The organism is Streptomyces sp. NPDC059906 (assembly GCF_042730645.1).
Taxonomy (GTDB): Bacteria; Actinomycetota; Actinomycetes; order Streptomycetales; family Streptomycetaceae; genus Streptomyces; species Streptomyces rubrogriseus.
The window spans coordinates 460,086-477,103 of sequence record NZ_JBHWKU010000003.1 but is presented as its reverse complement, the minus strand read 5'-3'; the positions used below and the strand labels follow the sequence as shown (position 1 = coordinate 477,103).

Genomic DNA, 17,018 nt, shown 5'->3' with positions numbered 1-17,018 from the left:
TCAGCCGAGCGGCAGCTCGACGCGCACCTGCCAGTCACCGGCGCCGTCCGGCCCCGTGCGGGCCCGCCCGCCCAGCAGCGCGGCCCGCTCCCGGATGCCGCGCAGACCGCTCCCGCGGCCCGGGGAGGCCCTGCCGTCCGGCAGCGGATTGCGCACCTCCAGGGTGAGCTTCCCGTCCGCGACCCCGATACGGACCAGGGCCGGCACCGGACCCGCGTGCCGCAGCACGTTGGTCAGCGCCTCCTGGAGGATGCGGTAGCCCTCACGGGAGACCGGGCCCGGCAGGCTCTCCAGCGGGCCCGTGACCTCGGCGTCCACCTTGGCCCCGGACGCGCGCGCGGACTCCAGGAGCCGGTCGGCGTCCGTGAGCGTCGGCCGGGCGCCCACGGGCCGCTCCGCCTCCCGCAGCACCCCGAGCACCCGCTCCAGGTCCTCCAGGGCCGCCCGGCCCGTCTCCTCGATCGCCGTCAGGGCCCGGTCGGTGAACTCCGGGCTGTTCGCCGCGCGAGCGGCCCCCGCCTGGACGACGGCCACGGTCAGCGCGTGGCCGATGGAGTCGTGCAGCTCGCGGGCGATGCGGGTGCGCTCCAGCAGCTGCTCGGTGCGCTCCTCAAGGGCCGTGAGGCGCTCGGCGGCCGACGGGCCGAGCAGTCGCCGGGCGGCGGCGGTGAGCACCTCGCCGAGGCCGACCACGACCGCGTACAGCACGAGGAGCGCGAGCGGCGCCAGCAGGCCGTACAGCCACTGCGGTTCGCCCGACAGCGCGGGCAGGTCCTCGGTCTCGTGCCCCACCGTGCGCGCGGCCAGGGCGTACGCCACGATCGGCAGCCAGACCGTGAGGAAGGCGGCCACCCCGCCGAGCAGCGTCCTCACCTCCAGCCAGAGCACGGTCCGCCAGCGGTCCCGCCAGGCGGTGGCGGGCAGCGTGGCGAAGTCCGGCTCCGCCTCGTCAGGTGTCAGCAGCAGCCGGGCCTGCATCACCTCGCCCACCCGCACCGCCGGGATCAGACCCACCGGCACCAGCACGAGCAGCGGCACCCACGGCAGCTCCGGTTCGACCCACCACCACACGCTGAGCGCGGCCACCGGCACCCACAGGTGCAGCAGCCGGGTGTACGTCCTCCCGCGTACCAGCGGGCGCAGCAGGCGAACCATCCCGTCATCGTGTCATCCGGCACCGACGGCGCGGCTCCCCCGCACGGGGGAGGCACGGTCCACCGGCGGGGGAGGCCCCCGCGCGGCGCGTCCACCACGCTGGTGCCATGACCAGCATCGACGTCCGCGAACTCACCAAGGAGTACGGCACCCGACGAGCCGTCGACGACCTCTCCTTCACCGTGCGCCCCGGCCGGGTCACCGGCTTCCTCGGCCCCAACGGCGCCGGGAAGTCCACCACCATGCGGCTCGTCCTCGGCCTCGACCGGCCGACCGCCGGGACCGCGACCGTGGGCGGCCGCCCCTACGCCGCCCTGGACGAACCCCTGCGGCTCGTCGGGGCCCTGCTCGACGCGGACTGCGCCCACGGCTCGCGCACCGCACGGGACCACCTGCGCGTCCTCGCGGCGAGCAACCGCCTTCCGGCCCGCCGGGTCGACGAGGTGATGGAGCAGACCGGCATCGCCGCGGTGGCCCGCCGCCGGGTGAAGACGTACTCCCTGGGCATGCGTCAGCGCCTGGGCATCGCCGCCGCGCTGCTGGGCGATCCCGAGGTGGTGATGCTGGACGAGCCCTCCAACGGGCTGGATCCCGAGGGCATCATTTGGATCCGCGAACTGCTGCGCGGGCTCGCCGCCGAGGGGCGCACGGTGCTGGTCTCCAGCCACCTGATGAACGAGACCGCGTCCTTCGTCGACCACCTCGTCGTCCTCGGCCGCGGCCGGCTCCTCGCCGACACCCCGATGCGGGAGTTCATCGACGCGCGCGTGCGACCGCGCGTACGTGTCCGCACCTCGGACGCCGCCGCCCTGCGGACGGCCCTCACCCGGTACGGCCACGAGGCCGTGCAACACGCCGACGGCCACTGGACCGTGCACGACACGAGCGTGGAGGCCGTCGGCCGGGTCCTGTCCGAGGCGGGCGTACCGGTCCTCGAACTCACCGCCGACGAAGGAACCCTGGAAGAGGCCTACCTCGACCTGACGGCCGCCGAGACCGAGTTCACCGCACCAGCACCAGCACCAGCACCCGCGCCGCGCCAGGAGGCCTGACCATGCCGTTCACGCCCGTACTCCGCGCGGAGGCGCTCAAGGTCCGCACCCTGCGCTCCCTGTCCTGCACCCTGGCGGCCGTGTTCGTGGTCGTCACGGCGTTCTCGGCGGCGGCCGGCGGTTCCGACCCGTCCGACCCGGACTTCGACCCGCTGTTCACGGCCCTGTCCGGCATCTGGCCCGGCCAGATCGCGGCGATCGCCTACGGGGCCCTGACGGTGTCGTCCGAGTACCACGGCAACGGAATCCGGCTCTCCCTGGCCGCCGTTCCGCAGCGCGGCCGGTGGTTCGCGGCGAAGCTCACGGTCGTCGCCGTACCGGTCCTGCTGGTCGGGCTCGGCACCGGGCTCGCGGCACTGCTGACGGCGCGCGCCGTGCTCGGCACCGCGGCGGACGGGCTCGGCACGGGCGAACAGGTCCGCGGCGTCGTGGGCTGCGGGGTCTACCTCATGCTCATGGCCCTGTTCGCGGCCGGACTCACCGCCCTCTTCCGCAGCGGAGTGGCCACCCTTTCCACCCTGATCCCGTTCATCCTCGTCGTCTCCTTCGTGATCGGGGACGCGGCGGGCGCCGCCGCCGACTTCCTGCCGGACCAGGCCGGTCAGATCGTCCTGTACCAGACGCACGAGGGGACCCTGGGGCCCTGGACGGGGCTCGCGGTGACCGCGCTGTGGGCGGCGGCGGCACTCCTCGCCGGATTCTGGCGGCTGCGCCGCCGGGACGCCTGACCACGGACGGCCGGCGGGGCGGCTGACGCCCCGCCAATTGTCAGTGGCGGCGGGTTTACTGGAGGCATGGACATCGCGCGGCACCTCGCCCTCGTCGACGAGCTGTGCTTCCGGCCCTTCCCGGCGGAGCACGGCCCGTCGGGCGGGGGCACCGCGGCCCCCGGGTACTTCACGGCGGTGCTGGAGAGCAGCCGCGGCCTGCGCGGACGCGACCCGGGCGAGCGGGCGGCGACGGTCGAGCAGTACGAGAAGGACCGGGACGCCCTCTACGAACGGCTCGCCACGCGCTGGGGGCCGACGGACCCCTACAACCTGCAGACGGTCCTGCTGCGTACCGAGCGCGAGGAGATACCCGAGCCGTGGGCCGGGCTGAGCGCCGGCGCGCGGGTGGCGTGCCTCTGGGAGGCCGAGGGCACCGGCCGCTGGGTCGCGGTGGCCGTCGCCGACCGCGACGAGGCGGACGAGGTGCGGCTGCTGGCGGTGGTCACGCAGGAGGCCCCACCGTGACCGCGGCCCACGCCCAGGCCCGCGCCCCCGCCCCGTGCGCGTCCGTTTCGTGATCGTCCATTTCGTGCGCCGCCTCCCGCAGCCGGGCGTACTCCCGCGCCATCGTCTGCGCCGTCCAGTGCGCGTTGAGCCCGCTGGGGTTGGGCAGCACCCACACGCGCGTACTTCCGAACGTCCGCTCCTGCGGCCCCACCCGGGCCTTCGGCTCGTCGAACGCCGCCCGGTACGCGGTGACACCCACCACCGCCAGCCAACCGGGCCGCAGCCGCGCCACCTTCCGTGCCAGCAGCCGGCCGCCCTCCCGGTACTCCTCGGCGGTCAGCTCGTCCGCCCGCGCGCTGGCCCGCGCCACGACGTTCGTGATGCCGAGCCCGTACGACGGCAACTCGTCCTGTTCGGACGGCTTCAGCAGTCGGGGCGTGAACCCGGACAGATGCAGGACCGGCCAGAAGCGGTTGCCGGGGCGGGCGAAGTGGTGGCCGGTCACCGCCGTCATCAGGCCGGGGTTGATGCCGCAGAACAGCACGCGGAGGCCGTCCGCGACGACGTCCGGTACGAGACGGTCGCGGGCGGCCTCCAGCTCGGCCCGGGTGAAGCGGGTCAGAGGATCGCTCCGGGGGTGTAACCGGCGGCCTGGGGGTGCCGCTTGACGATGTCCTCGATCCGGCCGACGACGACACCGACCTGGTCGGCCGCGGCGCCGGTGAAGGAGAGCTTGTCGGCCATCAGCGCGTCCAGGGCGGCACGGTCCAGCGGGATGCGGTCGTCGGCGGCCAGCTTGTCGAGGAGCTCGTTGCGCTCGGCGCCCTGCTCGCGCATGGCCAGCGCGGAGGCGACCGCGTTCTCCTTGATCGCCTCGTGCGCGACCTCGCGGCCCACACCGCCCCGCACCGCGCCCATCAGCACCTTGGTGGTGGCCAGGAACGGCAGGTAGCGGTCCAGCTCCCGGGCCACGACGGCCGGGAAGGCGCCGAACTCGTCGAGCACGGTCAGGAAGGTCTCCAGGAGCCCGTCGAGGGCGAAGAAGGCGTCGGGGAGCGCCACCCGGCGCACCACCGAGCAGGACACGTCGCCCTCGTTCCACTGGTCGCCCGCCAGCTCGCCGGTCATCGAGGCGTAGCCGCGCAGGATCACCGTCAGGCCGTTGACGCGCTCGCAGGAACGGGTGTTCATCTTGTGCGGCATCGCGGACGAGCCGACCTGGCCGGGCTTGAAGCCCTCGGTGACCAGCTCGTGCCCGGCCATCAGCCGGATCGTCTTGGCCAGCGAGGACGGCGCGGCGGCGAGCTGCACCAGCGCGGTGACGACCTCGTAGTCCAGGGAGCGCGGGTAGACCTGGCCGACCGAGGTGAACGCCTGCGAGAAGCCGAGGTGCCCGGCGATCCGCTGCTCCAGGTCCGCCAGCTTGCCCGCGTCACCGCCGAGCAGGTCCAGCATGTCCTGGGCGGTGCCGACCGGGCCCTTGATGCCGCGCAGCGGGTAGCGGCCGAGCAGCTCCTCCACCCGGCCGTACGCCACGAGCAGCTCGTCGGCGGCGGTGGCGAACCGCTTGCCCAGCGTCGTCGCCTGCGCCGCCACGTTGTGCGAGCGGCCGGCCATGACCAGCTCGGCGTACTCGCCGGCCAGCTTGCCGAGGCGGGCCAGGACGGCCACGGAACGGTCCCGGACCAGCTCCAGCGAGAGCCGGATCTGGAGCTGCTCGACGTTCTCCGTCAGGTCGCGGGAGGTCATGCCCTTGTGGACGTGCTCGTGCCCGGCGAGGTCGTTGAACTCCTCGATCCGCGCCTTCACGTCGTGCCGCGTGGCCTTCTCGCGCTCGGCGATCGAGGCCAGGTCGACCTGGTCGAGGACGCGCTCGTAGTCGGCGATCGCGGCGTCGGGCACCTCGATGCCCAGGTCCTTCTGGGCCCGCAGCACGGCGAGCCAGAGCTGCCGCTCGAGCTTCACCTTGTGCTCGGGCGACCAGAGGGTGGCGAGCTGGGCGGAGGCGTAGCGTCCGGCGAGGACGTTCGGGATGCGGGGCTTGGCGGGAGCGGAAGTCACGTGGACGGATTCTACTGGCGATTCGTGCAGGTCGGCGCCGCGGGGCCGTTCGTCGGAACCTACGAAGGGTGGTCGGAACCTACGAACGGCCGGAACCCGCGAAGGTCCCTGCGGCGCCGGGGATCACCGCGCGGGGTCCTCGTAGGGCAGCAGGTCCGGGCGCTTGGGCGGCATGCCGTCCCCGGACGAGCGGCCGGTCAGCCTGCGGCCTATCCAGGGCAGCAGATACTGCCGGGCGAACCGGACGTCGGCGGTCCTGCGCGTCACCCACCCCGGCGGCGGCGTCGGCGGGATCGGCGCGTGCCACTCGGGGTCCTCGGGCTCGTGGCCGAGCGACTGCCACACCGCCTCCGCGACCCGGCGGTGGCCCTCGGCGGTCAGGTGCAGCCGGTCCACGTCCCACATCCGCGGGTCGGCCAGCGACTGGGCCCCGTACAGGTCGACGACCACGGCGCCGTGCCGTCCGGCCAGGTCGTCGATCACGGCGAACAGGGCCTCCATGCGGGGCCGGAAGCGCTCCAGCACCGGACCCTGCCGGCCGGGGCTGCGCATCAGCACCAGCTGCTCGCAGTGCGGGGCGAGCCGCTCCACGGCCTGGGTCAGCAGGTCCCGCACCCGGGCCATGTCGCACTGGGGCCGCAGCGTGTCGTTGAGCCCGCCGACCAGCGTGATCACGTCGGCTCCCATAGCGGCGGCCACGTCCACCTGCTCGTCGACGATCTGTCCGATCAGCTTCCCGCGCACCGCCAGGTTGGCGTACCGGAAGCCGGGGGAGCGGGCCGCCATCCGGGTGGCGAGGAGGTCGGCCCAGCCACGGTAGGAGCCGTCGGGCAGCAGGTCCGACATGCCCTCGGTGAAGGAGTCGCCGACGGCGACGAGACTGGTGTACGCGGGGTTCGTCTGCATGGCGACGGAAATGGTATCCCCTGCACATACCCGCCGGTCGGTCGCCCTCCGCGGCATCGCCCCAGAGGGCCGGCGGGCCCTCGGGCCCCGCCGGACGCCGGGCTCACGTCCGTTGCCCGAACAGCTCCCGCAGGACGTCCTCCATGGTCACCAGGCCCGCCAGCCGCCCGTCGGAGCCGAGCACCGCCGCCAGGTGCGTACGGCTGCGCCGCATGGCGGTGAGCACGTCGTCCAGCGGGGTGCGCTCGCGCACCCGGGCGATGGGGCGCATGTCCCGCAGCCGGAACGGCAGGTCCCGCGGCGAGGCGTCCAGGGCGTCCTTCACGTGCAGGTAGCCGACGATCCGCCGCCCGTCGTCCACCACCGGGAAACGGGAGAACCCCGACCGCGCCGACAGCCGCTCCAACTGCTCCGGGGTGATGCCCACGCGCGCGTGGACGACGCGCTCCAGCGGCAGCACCACGTCCCGCACCGGCCGGCGGCCCAGCTCCAGGGCGTCGTGCAGCCGCTCCCGTGCCCGGTCGTCGATCAGCCCGGCCTCGCCCGCGTCCTTGACGATCTCCGCCAGCTCCGCGTCCGTGAAGGTCGCCGCCACCTCGTCCTTGGCCTCGACCCTGAGCAGTTTGAGCAGCCCGTTCGCCAAGGCGTTGACCGTGAAGATCACCGGGCGCAGTGCCCGGGACAGCGCCACCAGCGGCGGCCCGAGGATCAGCGCGCTGCGCACCGGCTCGGCCAGCGAGATGTTCTTCGGGACCATCTCGCCGAGCAGCATGTGCAGATACGTCGCCAGCGCCAGGGCGAGCACGAACGACACCGCGTGCCCGGCGCCCGACGGCACGCCCACCGCGTGGAACACCGGCTCCAGCAGGTGCGCGATCGCCGGTTCCGCGACGATGCCGAGGACCAGCGTGCACAGCGTGATGCCGAGCTGCGCCGCCGCCATCAGGGCCGACACGTGCTCGAGCCCCCACAGCACGCGCTTCGCGCGGGTGTCGCCCTCCTCGGCGTACGGCTCCACCTGGCTGCGGCGCACGGAGATCAGCGCGAACTCGGCGCCCACGAAGAACGCGTTGACGACCAGGGTCGCCAGACCGATCAGCAGCTGTACGGCGGTCACCGGCCGGTCTCCCCTTCGTTCCCCCCGCCGCCCGGGCCGGGCTCGGCGGCGTCGGTTCCGTCGGCCCTGTTGTCTGCGTCGTCAAGGGGGGCGTGCATCAGCACCCGGGCGGCCCTGCGCCCCGTGGCGTCCACGACGTCCAGCCGCCAGCCGGCGACATCGAGGCTGTCGCCGACGGCGGGAATGTGCCCGAGACCGGCCGCCACCAGCCCCGCGACCGTCTCGTACGGGCCCTCGGGCACGCGCAGGCCCAGTCGCTCCAGCCGGTCCACGCGCGCGGAGCCGTCGGCCCAGTACAGCGCGTGCCCCGCTTCGTCCGTGCCGGCCGGATCGAGGTCGGGCGTCTCGTGCGGATCGTGCTCGTCCCGCACCTGGCCGACCACCTCCTCGACGATGTCCTCCAGCGTGGCCACTCCGGCCGTACCGCCGTACTCGTCGATCACCACGGCCATCGTGCGCCGCCCGGAGAGCCGGTCCAGGAGCCGGTCCACGGTCAGTGACTCGGGGACCAGCAGCGGCTCGCGCATCAGGTCGGCGACCGGCATCCCGGGCCGCCGCTCGGCCGGCACCGCCAGGACGTCCTTGACGTGCGCCGTCCCGACCACGGCGTCGAGGCTGTCCTGGTAGACCGGGAACCTGGACAAGCCGGTCGCCCGCGTCGCGTTCGCCACGTCCTCGCACGTCGCCCGGACGTCGAGGGCCACGACCTGGACGCGCGGGGTCATCACCTGCTGCGCCGTCAGGTCGGCCAGGTTCAGGGTGCGCACGAACAACTCGGCGGTGTCGGCCTCCAGCGCGCCCTCCTTCGCCGAGTGCCGGGCGAGCGCCGCCAGCTCCTGCGGGCCGCGCGCGGACGCCAGTTCCTCGGCGGGCTCCACGCCGAACCGGCGCACGATCCGGTTGGCGGTGTTGTTCAGATGGGTGATGAAAGGGCGGAAGACCGCGCTGAACCAGCGTTGCGGCCCGCCCACCCGCTTGGCCACGGCCAGCGGCGAGGAGATCGCCCAGTTCTTCGGCACCAGCTCCCCGACGATCATCAGGAAGACCGTCGACAGGGCGGTGCCCAGCACCAGCGCCAGCGAGGACGCCGCCGAACGCGACACCCCGAGGTCCTCCAGCGGCCCCGCGATCAGCGCCGCGACCGACGGCTCGGCGAGCATGCCGACCACCAGGTTGGTCACCGTGATGCCGAGCTGGGCGCCGGAGAGCTGGAAGGTCAGGTTCCGTACGCCCTTGAGGGCGCTCGCCGCGCCCCGCTCGCCCCGCGCCGCGGCGCGCTCCAGTTCGCCGCGTTCGACGGTGGTCAGCGAGAACTCGGCCGCGACGAAGGCACCGCACGCGAGTGAGAGCAGGATCGCCACCAGCAGCAGGAGCACTTCGGTCATCGGGTCACCTCGGATCCATGATCGGCCAGGACCAGGAGCTTCGCCCGATGTTCAAGCCTTCAACCTTTCGCCTCGCGGCCGCTCAGTCGGTGAGCTGCTTCACCCAGCGCCGCCACTGCTCCTGCGGCTCGTACCCGGCGGCCCGCCAGGCATGCTGGGCCCGCTCGTTGCGGACCAGCACCATCGCGTCGCCGCGGCGCCCGCCGAGCCGGACGAAGCGCTCGTCGGCAGCCGTGAGCAGGGCCGAGCCGATGCCACGGCGCCGGTGGTCCGGGTGCACCGCCAGCCGGTACAGATGACAGCGCCAGCCGTCGAAGCCCGCGATCACCGTGCCCACCAGCTCCCCCTCGCGCTCGGCCAGGAGCAGTGCCTCGGGGTCGCGCGCCACCAGGCGCTCCACGCCGTCCCGGTCGTCGCTGATGCTCGTCCCCTCGGCGGCCGTCATCCAGAAGGCCAGCACGGCGTCCAGGTCGTCGGGCACGGCGGGCCGTATGCGCAGATCGTTCATGCCGCGATCCCAGCACGCGCCCCGGATCACCGTGCGGCGATTCCGGCATGCGGACGGACCGGCGTGGCGGGCGTGGCGGGTTCAGTCCTCGCGCAGTGCCCGCAGCACCGGGGCGAAAGCCTCCATGTACGGCTCCAGCACGGTCAGGTAGGTGAAGCCGTACCGTTCGCGCTGTGCTCGTACCTGTGCGGTGATCTGCTCCATGGTCCCGGCCAGGAAGATGGGCAGCTCCAGCGCCTGGCCGGGGGTGAGGTGGGGCATGTGCTCCAGGTAGGGGCGGACGGCGGCCGCACGGTCCTCGGTGACGACGACCATCTGGATGAGCAGGTTCAGCTCCGCGGGTTCCTCGCGGCCGGCCGCCAGCTCCCGGTAGCGGGCGACGCGCTCGTCGAGCTGCTCGGCCGTGATGGGCGCCAGCCGTCCCGTCGCACTGCCCCGCGCGGTCTGTCCGCCGGTGAACGCGGCGATGTCGCCGTGCCGGGCGGTCAGCTCCAGCATCCGGTCGCCGTTCGCGCCGATCAGTAGCGGCACCCCGGGCCGCTGCACTGGCCGGGGCAGGTACGCGTCGTCGCTCAGCAGCCGCTCCAGCTCCTCGACGGTGCGCCGCAGGTGGTCCACCCGCTCGCCCGGGGAGCCGAAGGCCAGGCCCGCGGTGTCGTGCTCCGCGCGTACGTAGCCGGTGCCGAGCCCCAGCTCCAGGCGCCCGCCCGTCAGGGCGTCCGTCGTCGCCACCTCCCGGGCCAGCAGCGCCGGGTTCCAGAAGCCCGCGTTGAGCACGAACGTGCCCAGCCGGGGCCGCTCGGTGGCCCGGGCCGCGGCGACCAGGGCCGGGAACGGCGCCGGCATGCCGAGGTGGTCCGGCACCAGGATCACGTCGTACCCGAGTTCCTCGGCCCGCCGGCACTTGGCGTCCCACTCGGCTGCCGGGGCGGCGTTCATCAGGTTGACGCCGAAGCGGAACGGACGCGGCATGAACTCTCCTCACACACGGGGGACTTGCGGTACCCACGGGGGACCTGCGATCACAGGGAGTCAATCACTCCCGCACCCCGGGCGGGAAGACGACCTCCCGGCCTTGCAGCTGCTAGCGCTTCGGCGCTAGCTTCGAGGTATGGCGAAGACCCAGAAGGCCCAGCTGAACGTGCGGGTGGACGAGGGCACCGCCCGGGCGGCCCGCGAGAAGGCCGTGGCCCGGGGGATGAGCGTCAACCGCTACATCGAGGAACTGGTCCGGCAGGACACCGGCGAGGCCGGCCACACCTTCGTGGAGGCCGCCGCCGACTTCATGCGGCAGTACGAGAAGGTGTTCGCCGAGGAGGCCGGCGAGGGCCGTCACTGAGCCCTCGCACGCGTCCCGGATGAACGACCTCACCATCGATCTCGCCTGGCTGCTGATGCTCGCCGAACAGCGCACTCCCGGTGACCCCCGGGTCACCGACTGGGGAGCGCTCGTCGCGGCCGTCGCCCGGCACCGCGCCGAGATATTCGACACGCCCGTCTACGACACCCCGCACGCCCGTGCCGCCGCGCTGCTCCAGCTGCTGATCCACGTCCCGGCGCTGGAGCGCTCCAACGCCCTGTTCGCCTCCGCGGTCGCCTACGCCTACCTGGTCGCGAGCGGGGTCGGGATCGCCACCACGCCGGAGCGGGTGCGGGATCTCGCGCTGCTCGTGAAGAAGGGCGGGGCGTCGGTCGAGGAAATCGCGCAGGAGCTGCGCCGCTGGAGCTCGTGACGGCGCCGCGGTTCAGGACGGCCGCCAGGCGGTGCCCAGGACGCAGTAGGAACTCGGCAGGGCCGGCCCGTTCTCCGGCATCATCACCCGCCGGTACGGTCCGAGCGCGAACCCCGCGTCCCGCAGTGCGGCCACCGGCTCGCGGGACAGGTGGCAGCCGCCGGACAGGGGAGGCCACAGCGTCCGGTCCAGCGCGCGCTGGGTGAAGGTCATCACCCGCCCGCCGCCCCGGCCGTGCTCGAAGAACCGCACCTGTCCGCCGGGGCGCAGCACCCGCCGCAGTTCCGCGAGGGCCCGCGGCACGTCCCGGACGCTGCACAGCACCAGCGAGACCACGGCCGCGTCGAAGGCCTCGCTCTTGACCGGCAGGGCCTCCGCCGCGCCCGGCGCCACGTCGACCGGCACCTGGGCGCGGAGCGCCGCCTCCACCGCCAACTGCCGCAGCACGCGCTCCGGTTCGATGGCGACGACCTCGGAGACGGTGCCCGGGTAGTGCGAGAAGTTCAGCCCGTTGCCCGCGCCGACCTCGATCACCCGGCCCGACAGCCCGGTGAGCAGCCGTTCGCGCACGTGCGCCATGCCCATCCGGGTCTCGGCGCCCACACTGATCCGGGCGTAGTAGCGGGCGAACAACGGATGGTGCACGGCGTCCCGCGGCACCCCGCGGGCCCGAACGGATCGCAGCGGCATGGGACCTCCCTCACGAGGCGGCGCCTTACCGCGATTGTCCCCCGCCCGGCCCCCGCGCACCCACCGCGCGAGCGACTCTCTGTCAGCACGCCCACCGAGAGCGAGACGCCTCCCCGCCCGGGCCGCCCGCCCCGGACCGCCGGTCGGAGGCGGTGCCCGGCATGGAACACCTCCGAGCCCCCTTACCCGAGCGCCGCCGCACGGGCCCTGCGGCGTGCCGCTCGCGGCGGGATCCGGGACTGTCCCGGTCGGGGGACTGCCCCGAGCGAGACCCGTCCCCGCCCCGGGCCGCCGGCCGCCGGTGACGTGTCGGCGAGTGGCTCGGGCCTGAACGCTGCCACGGTGCCGGCAGGACGCGGTGCCGGGCGCGGAACGCGTCCGAGCCCCCGTACCCGAGCGCCGCCGCACGGGCCCTGCGGCGTGGTCCTTGCGGCGGGATCCGGGACTGTCCCGGTCGGGGGACTGCCCCGAGCGAGACCCGTCCCCGTCCCGGGCCGCCGGCCGCCGGTGACGTGTCGGCGGGTGGCTCGGGCCCGAATGCTGCCACGGCGCCGGCAGGACGCGGTGCCGGGCGTGGAACGCGTCCGAGCCCCGCACCCAAGCGCCGCACGGGATCCTGCGGCGTGCGCCCCGTGTCGGCGGGTGGGGTCCGGACCCGCGCGTTGTCGTGCCGTCGGTCACCGGCCGTGTGCGGTCGCGAAGGTGTCCGCGTCCCAGGTGCCGTCCAGCGAGGGCGCCAGCCAGTCGGGTGCCGCCGACCGGAAGCCGGCCGGGGTGAGGGATCCCGCCCCGGCCGGGACCGCGCCCAGGAGGGGGGCGCCGGACACGTCCGGGAGGTCCGCGAGGTTGCAGCGGGCGGCGAGGTCCGGGGCTCCGGGCCAGCTGCCGATCAGCAGCCCGGGCAGCTCCAGCCCCCGGGTACGCAGCTCGCGCGCCGTCAGCTCCGTGGTGTTCAGCGTGCCAAGGCCCGCCGACGTCACCAGCAGCACCGGTGCGCCCAGCAGACCGGCGACGTCCGCCAGCGTCCCGCCCTCCGCGTCGAAGCGTACGAGCAGTCCGCCCGCGCCCTCGACCAGCACCAGATCGTGCTCCGTGGCGAGTTTGGCCGCGGCCTCAGCCACCTCCCCCGGGCGCACCGGTGCCCGTCCGGCCCGGCGTGCGGCCGTGCCCGGCGCCAACGGCTCCGGGAACCGGGCCACTTCGGCCACCGTCGCGTTCCCGGCCAGGCGGGCCACTTCCTGGGCGTCCCCGGCCTCGTCCGGCCCGACGCCGGTCTGCGCCGCCTTGAGCACGGCCACCGTCCGGCCGCCCGCCAGGGCCGCCGCGGCCACCGCGGCGGTCACGACCGTCTTGCCGACCTCCGTGCCCGTGCCCGTGATCACCAGTACCGGCATGTCATCCCTCCCGTGCCGCCGCGCAGACCGCGCGGGCGATGCGTGCCACGTCCGCGTCGCCCGTGACGTACGGCGGCATGGTGTAGATCAGGTCGCGGAACGGGCGCAGCCACACGCCCTCGCGCACGGCCGCCCTCGTCGCCGCCCGCATGTCGACGGCGTGGTCGAGCTGCACCACCCCGATCGCGCCGAGCACCCGCACATCGCGCACGCCCGGCAGCTCGGCGGCGGGCGCGAGTCCCTCGCCGAGGCCCGTCTCGATCCGCTTGACCTCGGCGAGCCAGTCCTGGCCGAGCAGCAGCCCGATCGACGCGCACGCCACGGCCGCGGCCAGCGGATTGCCCATGAACGTCGGCCCGTGGGCCAGCACCGGTACCTCGCCCCGCGAGATGCCCTCGGCCACTCGCGAGGTGCACAGCGTGGCCGCCATCGTGAGGTATCCGCCGGTCAGCGCCTTGCCCACGCACATCACGTCCGGCGTCACCGCCGCGTGCTCCGCCGCGAACAGGGCGCCCGTGCGGCCGAAGCCGGTCGCGATCTCGTCGAAGACCAGCAGGACGTCGTGCGCGTCGCACGCCTCGCGCAGCACCCGCAGGTACGCGGGGGAGTGGAACCGCATCCCGCCCGCGCCCTGCACCACCGGCTCCACGATCACCGCGGCCAGTTCGCCGGCGTGCCGCTCGATCAGCGACCGCAGGTGGTCGGCGTACGTCTCCTCGTACTCCGCCGGCGGCGCGTCCGCGAAGACCTGGCGCGGCAGGACACCGGACCACAGCTCGTGCATGCCGCCCTCGGGGTCGCACACCGACATGGGCTGCCAGGTGTCGCCGTGGTAGCCGCCGCGCCAGGTGAGCAGGCGTTGCTTGCCTGGGCGGCCGAGCGAGCGCCAGTACTGCAGGCACATCTTCACGGCGACCTCGACCGACACCGAGCCGGAGTCGGCGAGGAACACGTGCTCCAGGCCCTCGGGGGACATGTCGACAAGGAGCTTCGCCAGCCGTACGGCGGGCTCGTGGGTGAGCCCGCCGAACATCACGTGGCTCATCCGCTCCAGTTGCTCGCGGGCGGCCGCGTTCAGCACCGGGTGGTTGTAGCCGTGGATCGCCGACCACCAGGAGGACATCCCGTCGACGAGTTCCCCGGAGCCGTCGGCCGGCCGCAGCCGGACCCCGCTCGCCGACTCCACGACCAGCGGGTCCTGCCGGCCGGGCATGGGCCCGTAGGGGTGCCAGACGTGCCGCCGGTCCAGGTCCAGCAGCTCTGCGACGTTCAGCGCGGGCTCAGGCATTGGGCGCGAGGTCCGTCCCGGCGCCGCGGCGGCGTACCGCCACCAGGTCCGTGCGGGGCTCCTCGGCGGGGCGCGGCGTCGTGGACGCGGGCGCGGGGGCGCACACTCCACCACCGGCGTGCGAACCGCACCCCGCGTCGCCATCGGCGCCCGCGTGCGAGCCGCAGCCGCCGCCACCCTCGTGCGAGCCGCAGCCCCCGCCCCGCACCGAGGCGCGGTGCTCCGGCAGCGTGACCTCGCCGGCGCCCTCCACCTCGAAGCCGGCGTCCGCGATCATCTCCAGGTCGGTGTGGCCCGCCTGGCCCTCGCTGGTGAGGTAGTCGCCGAGGAAGATCGAGTTGGCCAGGTGCAGCGCGAGCGGCTGCATCGTGCGCAGATGGACCTCGCGCCCGCCGGCGATGCGCACCTCGACGTCCGGGCAGACGAACCGCGTCATCGCCAGGATGCGCAGGCACCGCTGCGGGGTGAGGTGCCACTCCTTGGCCAGCGGCGTGCCCTCCATCGGGATCAGGAAGTTGACCGGCACCGAGTCCGGGTCCAGCTCGCGCAGCGAGAAGACCACGTCGACCAGGTCCTCGTCGCTCTCGCCCATGCCCGCGATGAGCCCCGAGCAGGCGGACAGCCCGGCCGCGTGCGCCTTGTTCACGGTGTCCACCCGGTCGGCGTACGTGTGCGTGGTGGTGATGTCGCCGTACGTCGACTCGGAGGTGTTGAGGTTGTGGTTGTAGGCGTCCGCCCCGGCCTCCCGCAGCCGCTCCGCCTGGCCGTCGGAGAGCAGCCCGAGACAGGCGCAGACCTCCACGGACTCGTTCTGCTCCTTGATGGCCTTGATGGTGTCCGAGACGCGGTCCACGTCCCGGTCGGTCGGACCGCGTCCGCTGGCCACCAGGCACACGCGCTTGGCGCCCCCGGACACTCCGGCCGCGGCGGCCGCCGAGGCCTGGTCGGGCTTGAGCCAGGTGTACTTGAGAATCTCCGCCTTGGAGCCCAGCCGCTGCGAGCAGTAGGAGCAGTCCTCGGGGCACAGGCCCGACTTGAGGTTGACGAGATAGTTGAGTTTCACCCGTCGGCCGAACCAGTGACGGCGCACCTTTCCGGCCGCGGTCACCACGTCGAGCAGGTCGTCGTCGGAAGTGGCGAGGACGGCGAGCGCCTCCTCGCGGGTCGGCGACTCGCGCCGAAGCCCCTTGTCCACCAGCGTGTTCAGCAGGTCCATGAGAGCCGATCCTGTCCTAAGGGGCCGTCCGCGGCCAAGGAGACTTTGCACAACACTGACAGATCGACGTGTGGGTATTGCCACACCTCGCGGGGGTGGCCGGACCGCTAATGTCTGTTCACTGCCTACAAAACCCCGGAGGACCGTCCCATGGCGTTCGGCTGGATCGAGGAGCAGGACCGGGCGCGCCGCGAGGCCGGACTCGTACGGGTGCTGCGCCCCCGCCCGGCGGCGTCGCCGCTGCTGGACCTGGCGAGCAACGACTACCTGGGACTGGCCCGGCACCCGGAGGTCGTCGAGGGTGCGGCCGCGGCCGCGCGGACCTGGGGCGGCGGCGCCACCGGCTCGCGGCTGGTGACCGGCACGACCGCGCTGCACGCCGAACTCGAGCGCGAACTGGCCGACTTCTGCGGGTTCGAGGCCGCGCTCGTCTTCTCCTCCGGCTACGCGGCCAACCTCGCCGCGGTCACCGCGCTGGCACCGCACGGCAGCCACGTCGTCTCCGACGCGGGCAACCACGCCTCACTGATCGACGGTTGCCGGCTCGCCCGCGGCACCACCCAGGTCGTGGAGCACGCCGATCCGGACGCCGTGCGCAAGGCACTGGCGACGCACGACGGACCCGCCGTGGCCGTCTCCGACACGGTCTTCTCGGTCGACGGCGACGCCGCGCCCCTGGCCGCACTGGCCGACGCGTGCCGGGCGTACGGGGCCGGGCTGATCGTCGACGACGCCCACGGTCTCGGCGTCCTCGGTGACGGCGGCCGGGGCGCCCCGCAGGGCGCGGGCCTCGCGGGCCGCGACGACGTCGTCGTGACCGTCACGCTGTCCAAGTCGCTCGGCGCCCAGGGCGGCGCCGTGCTGGGCCCCGCCCGGGTCGTCGACCACCTGGTCAACGCGGCCCGCACATTCATCTTCGACACGGGACTCGCCCCCGCCGCCGCCGGGGCGGCCCTCGCCGCGCTCAGGCTGCTCGTCCGCGAGCCGGAGCGTGCGGCGCGGGCCCGTGCCGTCGCCGCCGAACTGCACGAACGCCTGACCGCCGCGGGTCTGGACGCGGTACGTCCGGACGCCGCGGTCGTCTCGGTGCGCGCACCCTCCCCGGAGGAGGCCGTGCGATGGGCGGCCGACTGCCGAGCGGCCGGCCTGTCCGTGGGCTGCTTCCGCCCTCCCTCCGTGCCCGACGGCATCTCACGGCTCAGGCTGACCGCTCGCGGGGACCTCTCCGGGGATCAGATCGAACGCGCTGTACGGGTGATCGGCGAAACGCGGCCATGAGTCGGCGGGACACGGCCG

The 17,018-nt window shown here is 74.0% G+C and carries 18 protein-coding genes; 6 read left to right on the top strand and 12 right to left on the bottom strand.

All coding sequences use genetic code 11. The features are described from left to right. Positions 1–1,155, bottom strand: coding sequence for a sensor histidine kinase (locus ACFV9J_RS07605; RefSeq protein ID WP_385351242.1), 1,155 nt, complete (start codon positions 1,153–1,155; stop codon positions 1–3). A gap of 107 nt (positions 1,156–1,262) precedes the next feature. Here ACFV9J_RS07605 and ACFV9J_RS07600 point away from each other — a divergent pair, with 107 nt between their 5' ends. The 3 genes from ACFV9J_RS07600 (at position 1,263) to ACFV9J_RS07590 (ending at position 3,442) form a co-directional block, all read left to right on the top strand. Then, entirely contained in the window at positions 1,263–2,207 is a 945-nt protein-coding gene (locus ACFV9J_RS07600; protein WP_385351239.1) for an ABC transporter ATP-binding protein, read from the top strand. Positions 2,208–2,209: 2 nt separating this feature from the next. After that, complete coding sequence (locus ACFV9J_RS07595) at positions 2,210–2,935, top strand: ABC transporter permease (protein WP_385351236.1); 726 nt, start codon at positions 2,210–2,212, stop codon at positions 2,933–2,935. 66 nt (positions 2,936–3,001) lie between these two features. Beyond that, complete coding sequence (locus ACFV9J_RS07590) at positions 3,002–3,442, top strand: hypothetical protein (protein ID WP_385351233.1); 441 nt, start codon at positions 3,002–3,004, stop codon at positions 3,440–3,442. On the opposite strand, the gene mug is transcribed toward ACFV9J_RS07590, so the two are convergent. The 7 genes from mug to ACFV9J_RS07555 all read right to left on the bottom strand — a co-directional run bounded on the left by mug (position 3,420) and on the right by ACFV9J_RS07555 (position 10,373). Continuing rightward, positions 3,420–4,022 carry a G/U mismatch-specific DNA glycosylase gene (mug, locus tag ACFV9J_RS07585; RefSeq protein ID WP_385351356.1) on the bottom strand — a complete coding sequence of 201 codons (603 nt, stop codon included), beginning with the start codon at positions 4,020–4,022 and terminating at the stop codon, positions 3,420–3,422. The two genes, ACFV9J_RS07590 and mug, sit on opposite strands and share 23 nt — an antisense overlap. 20 nt (positions 4,023–4,042) lie before the next feature. Then, positions 4,043–5,485 (bottom strand): adenylosuccinate lyase, encoded by a 1,443-nt coding sequence (gene purB / locus ACFV9J_RS07580; RefSeq protein WP_385351231.1) that lies wholly within the window; start codon positions 5,483–5,485, stop codon positions 4,043–4,045. 123 nt (positions 5,486–5,608) lie between these two features. Continuing rightward, entirely contained in the window at positions 5,609–6,391 is a 783-nt protein-coding gene (locus ACFV9J_RS07575; protein ID WP_385351228.1) for an SGNH/GDSL hydrolase family protein, read from the bottom strand. Between the two features lie 103 nt (positions 6,392–6,494). Next, complete coding sequence (locus tag ACFV9J_RS07570) at positions 6,495–7,508, bottom strand: hemolysin family protein (RefSeq protein WP_385351225.1); 1,014 nt, start codon at positions 7,506–7,508, stop codon at positions 6,495–6,497. Next, positions 7,505–8,893, bottom strand: coding sequence for a hemolysin family protein (locus tag ACFV9J_RS07565; protein ID WP_385351222.1), 1,389 nt, complete (start codon positions 8,891–8,893; stop codon positions 7,505–7,507). Before ACFV9J_RS07565 ends, ACFV9J_RS07570 begins: the two co-directional genes overlap by 4 nt. 82 nt (positions 8,894–8,975) lie before the next feature. Then, positions 8,976–9,428, bottom strand: coding sequence for a GNAT family N-acetyltransferase (locus ACFV9J_RS07560; protein ID WP_385351353.1), 453 nt, complete (start codon positions 9,426–9,428; stop codon positions 8,976–8,978). Between the two features lie 54 nt (positions 9,429–9,482). Continuing rightward, positions 9,483–10,373 carry an LLM class F420-dependent oxidoreductase gene (locus tag ACFV9J_RS07555; RefSeq protein WP_385351219.1) on the bottom strand — a complete coding sequence of 297 codons (891 nt, stop codon included), beginning with the start codon at positions 10,371–10,373 and terminating at the stop codon, positions 9,483–9,485. A gap of 139 nt (positions 10,374–10,512) precedes the next feature. Here ACFV9J_RS07555 and ACFV9J_RS07550 point away from each other — a divergent pair, with 139 nt between their 5' ends. After that, on the top strand, positions 10,513–10,740 hold the full coding sequence (locus ACFV9J_RS07550) for a toxin-antitoxin system HicB family antitoxin (RefSeq protein ID WP_385351216.1): 228 nt from the start codon (positions 10,513–10,515) through the stop codon (positions 10,738–10,740). A 19-nt stretch (positions 10,741–10,759) separates the two neighbouring features. Beyond that, positions 10,760–11,134 carry a fic family toxin-antitoxin system, toxin component gene (locus ACFV9J_RS07545; protein WP_385351214.1) on the top strand — a complete coding sequence of 125 codons (375 nt, stop codon included), beginning with the start codon at positions 10,760–10,762 and terminating at the stop codon, positions 11,132–11,134. A gap of 12 nt (positions 11,135–11,146) precedes the next feature. Here the strand turns inward: ACFV9J_RS07545 and ACFV9J_RS07540 are convergent, their stop codons facing one another. From ACFV9J_RS07540 to bioB, 4 genes are all read right to left on the bottom strand, one after another. Then, the gene (locus ACFV9J_RS07540) at positions 11,147–11,824 is read right to left on the bottom strand and encodes a class I SAM-dependent methyltransferase (protein WP_385351211.1); all 678 of its coding nucleotides are present in this window, start codon (positions 11,822–11,824) and stop codon (positions 11,147–11,149) included. Between the two features lie 677 nt (positions 11,825–12,501). Beyond that, positions 12,502–13,218: a dethiobiotin synthase gene (gene bioD / locus ACFV9J_RS07535; protein WP_385351208.1), complete on the bottom strand. Its 717-nt coding sequence runs from the start codon at positions 13,216–13,218 to the stop codon at positions 12,502–12,504. Between the two features lies 1 nt (position 13,219). Beyond that, on the bottom strand, positions 13,220–14,506 hold the full coding sequence (locus tag ACFV9J_RS07530) for an adenosylmethionine--8-amino-7-oxononanoate transaminase (protein WP_385351205.1): 1,287 nt from the start codon (positions 14,504–14,506) through the stop codon (positions 13,220–13,222). Further along, on the bottom strand, positions 14,499–15,722 hold the full coding sequence (gene bioB, locus ACFV9J_RS07525; protein ID WP_385351203.1) for a biotin synthase BioB: 1,224 nt from the start codon (positions 15,720–15,722) through the stop codon (positions 14,499–14,501). The genes ACFV9J_RS07530 and bioB overlap by 8 nt, the downstream gene beginning before the upstream one ends. Before the next feature lie 150 nt (positions 15,723–15,872). Between bioB and ACFV9J_RS07520 the strand changes: the two genes are divergently transcribed. Then, positions 15,873–17,000 carry an 8-amino-7-oxononanoate synthase gene (locus ACFV9J_RS07520; RefSeq protein ID WP_385351201.1) on the top strand — a complete coding sequence of 376 codons (1,128 nt, stop codon included), beginning with the start codon at positions 15,873–15,875 and terminating at the stop codon, positions 16,998–17,000. Positions 17,001–17,018: the final 18 nt, after the last annotated feature.